This is a genomic window from Novosphingobium sp. 11B (genome assembly GCF_054589055.1).
The window spans coordinates 7,627-10,359 of sequence record NZ_BAAILP010000173.1 but is presented as its reverse complement, the minus strand read 5'-3'; the positions used below and the strand labels follow the sequence as shown (position 1 = coordinate 10,359).

At 66.4% G+C, this 2,733-nt stretch carries 3 protein-coding genes and 1 tRNA gene; all 4 read right to left on the bottom strand.

Going from position 1 to position 2,733, the window contains the following annotated elements:
* Positions 1-87 precede the first annotated feature (87 nt).
* The 4 genes from ACYPYD_RS16185 to ACYPYD_RS16170 all read right to left on the bottom strand — a co-directional run bounded on the left by ACYPYD_RS16185 (position 88) and on the right by ACYPYD_RS16170 (position 2,725).
* Complete coding sequence (locus ACYPYD_RS16185) at positions 88-870, bottom strand: LysR family transcriptional regulator (protein WP_008831268.1); 783 nt, start codon at positions 868-870, stop codon at positions 88-90.
* A gap of 37 nt (positions 871-907) precedes the next feature.
* Positions 908-1,306: a Co2+/Mg2+ efflux protein ApaG gene (gene apaG / locus ACYPYD_RS16180; RefSeq protein WP_008831267.1), complete on the bottom strand. Its 399-nt coding sequence runs from the start codon at positions 1,304-1,306 to the stop codon at positions 908-910.
* Between the two features lie 86 nt (positions 1,307-1,392).
* Positions 1,393-1,467: transfer RNA gene (locus ACYPYD_RS16175), tRNA-Asn, on the bottom strand.
* Between the two features lie 49 nt (positions 1,468-1,516).
* Positions 1,517-2,725 (bottom strand): trans-sulfuration enzyme family protein, encoded by a 1,209-nt coding sequence (locus tag ACYPYD_RS16170; protein WP_459664225.1) that lies wholly within the window; start codon positions 2,723-2,725, stop codon positions 1,517-1,519.
* Positions 2,726-2,733 lie beyond the last annotated feature (8 nt).

Sequence of the window (2,733 nt, the reverse complement as noted above, 5' to 3'; positions counted from 1 at the left end):
GGAATGAGAGGTCTGTTTTGCCCTCCCGCTGGCGGGAGGGCCGGGAGACTTACGAGCGCAGCGAGTTAGTCGGACGGGGTGGGCAACTCACTCCGTCAGCGCCGCGACGAGTTCCTTGACTTTCTTCTGCCGCCACTGCGGCGTCGGCGCGACCAGCCAATAGCCACGACGGCTCGGCGTTGGCTCACCCACAGCCGCATCGCGCCCGGCGACGCCCGCCGCAAGCAGCGCCGGAATGCGCGCACGGCCGATCCCGGCCAGCGCGGCGGCGATCGCCTGCCCGGCATCGCTCACCACGACCGGCGGCTTGGCCTCTTCTCCCTCACCGTCCGGCTCGGGGTCGCCCGGCCAGCCGATCCAGTCGCCCGAGCCCACTTCGACCCATTCGGCGCTACCGAGCGCCACTCCCTCAAGATCGCCCGGCCCATCCGTCCAGCGCACCGCGAGGTCGAGGTTAGCTTCTGTGAAATCCGTCATCTCGCCATCGACCAGCACGTATCGCACTTGCGGATTAGCAGCGCGAAATGCGGCAAGGCGCGGCGCCAGCCAGGCGGCGAAGAACTCGCGCGGACAAGCGATGGTGTAGACGTGGCTCGACTGCCCTGCCTGCATCGCCTGCACGGCGTCCTCGAAATGGAGGAACCCGCTGCGCAGCGCGGCAAGACCGGCACCCGCCTCTTCGGTCAGTTCCAGCCCCTTGCTGGTGCGGCGGAACAGCACCACGCCGAGCAGGTCTTCCAGCGCGCGGATCTGCTGGCCGACGGCGGCGGGCGTCACCGCCAGTTCGTCGGCGGCGCGGGTGAAGGAGAGATGGCGCGCCGCTGCGTCGAAGACGCGCAGGGCGTTGAGGGGCAGGTGCGTGCGCTTCATGACGCTTCCCTAAGCGCCACAATCGCGCGGGGCAATATCAGCCTGCGGTCGCGGGCGCAGCAAGCGGGAAGAAGGGGATGCTGGCGCGGAATTCGGTGCCGTCATCGCGGCGGAAGGTGTAATACCCCTCCATCGAACCCTGCGGCGTCGAGAGCGGGCATCCCGAGACGTAGTCGTGACTCCGGCCCGGTTCGAGCAACGGCTGTTCCCCGACGACGCCCTCACCCTCGACCACATCGACTTTGCCGTTGGCATCGGTGATGCGCCAGTGACGGGTCATCAGTTGCAGCGTGTGGTCGGTCTCGTTCTCGATCCGGATGTGATACACCCAGAACCATTTACCCGCCTCGATACGCGATTGCTCGGGCAGGAAATTGACGGCCACACGCACGGTGAGGCCGTCGGTGATCGCGGAGTGCTGGAACAGTTCCTTCATGACACGGGCAACCTAACCACGATTCTTTCAGGCTACAACCGTGTAGAAGTGAGCAGGTTCCGGCAATCTGCTCCGCTATCGGACTTTGGCTCCCCGAGTAGGATTCGAACCTACGGCCATTCGATTAACAGTCGAATGCTCTACCGCTGAGCTATCGGGGAACGGCCTGCCAGCGCCGGGCTGACAGGCTGAACTGGCGGCGTCGCTAGCTTAAAGGCCGATGGCCTTCAACGCCTGATCCATGTCTTCCTTGAGGTCTTCGATATCCTCGAGGCCGACATTGATGCGCAGCATGCCTTCGCCGATGCCCATCGCCTCGCGGCCTTCCGCCCCCATGTTGTGGTGCGTGGTCGAGGCCGGGTGGCACATCAGCGAACGCGAGTCGCCGATGTTGTTCGAGATGTCGATCAGCTTCAGGGCATCGAGCAGCCCATGCGCCTGTTCGCGCCCGCCATCGAGCACGAAGGAGAAGATCGGCCCGCAAGCATCCATCTGCTTCATCGCCAGCGCCTGCGCCGGGTGGCTGTCAAGCCAGGGGTGCAGGATCGTGGGCACGCGATCTTCCATGAACTTGCCGAGAGCCAGCGCGTTCTCGCTCTGCTTCTTGGCGCGCAGGTCCAGCGTCTCGATGCCCTTGAGCACGACCCAGGCGTTGAACGGCGAGAGGTTCGGGCCGGTGTTGCGCTGGAACGGCAGCAGCACGTCGTTGATGAACTGCTCCGAACCGCAGACGGCGCCAGCAAGGACGCGGCCCTGCCCGTCCATCAGCTTGGTCGCGGAGTAGGCGACGACATCGATGCCGAACTCCATCGGCCGCTGCAGCGCGGGCGAACAGAAGGCGTTGTCGACGACCGTGGTGATGCCGTGCGCCTTGGCGATCTCGGCGATGGCGGCGAGGTCGGCGACGCCCATGGTCGGGTTCGCCGGGGTCTCGAAGAAAAAGACCTTGGTGTTGGGGCGGATCGCCGCTTCCCACTGCGAGGTGTCACCGGCGTCCACCAGCGTCACCTCGACGCCGAAGCGCGGCAACAGGTGGTCGCCCAGCCAGCGGCACGAACCGAAAGCGGCGCGCGCGCTCACCATGTGGTCGCCCGCCGAAAGCTGGCACAGCAGCGCGGCGGTCATTGCCGCCATGCCGGTGGCCTGCGTACGGCACGCCTCGGCGCCTTCGAGGAGAGCGATGCGCTCCTCCAGCATCGCCACCGTCGGGTTCTGCAGGCGCGAGTAAGTCATGCCTTCCTCGTCGCCCTGGAAGCGGGCGGCGACCGTGGCGGCATCGTCGTAGCTGTAGCCCGACGTCAGGAACAGCGCCTCGCTGGTCTCGCCCATTTCCGAGCGCCAGGTGCCTCCGCGGATGGCGCGGGTTGCGGGGCGCCAGCTCTGGGTCTGGCTGCGGTCCTGTCCGGTGGTGCGTTTCATGGCGCAAG

Excerpts from the sequence above, each read along its gene's own strand:
- apaG (WP_008831267.1), bottom strand. The coding sequence starts at position 1,306 with ATGAAGGAACTGTTCCAGCACTCCGCGATCACCGACGGCCTCACCGTG.
- ACYPYD_RS16170 (WP_459664225.1), bottom strand. The coding sequence starts at position 2,725 with ATGAAACGCACCACCGGACAGGACCGCAGCCAGACCCAGAGCTGGCGC.
- ACYPYD_RS16185 (WP_008831268.1), bottom strand. The coding sequence starts at position 870 with ATGAAGCGCACGCACCTGCCCCTCAACGCCCTGCGCGTCTTCGACGCA.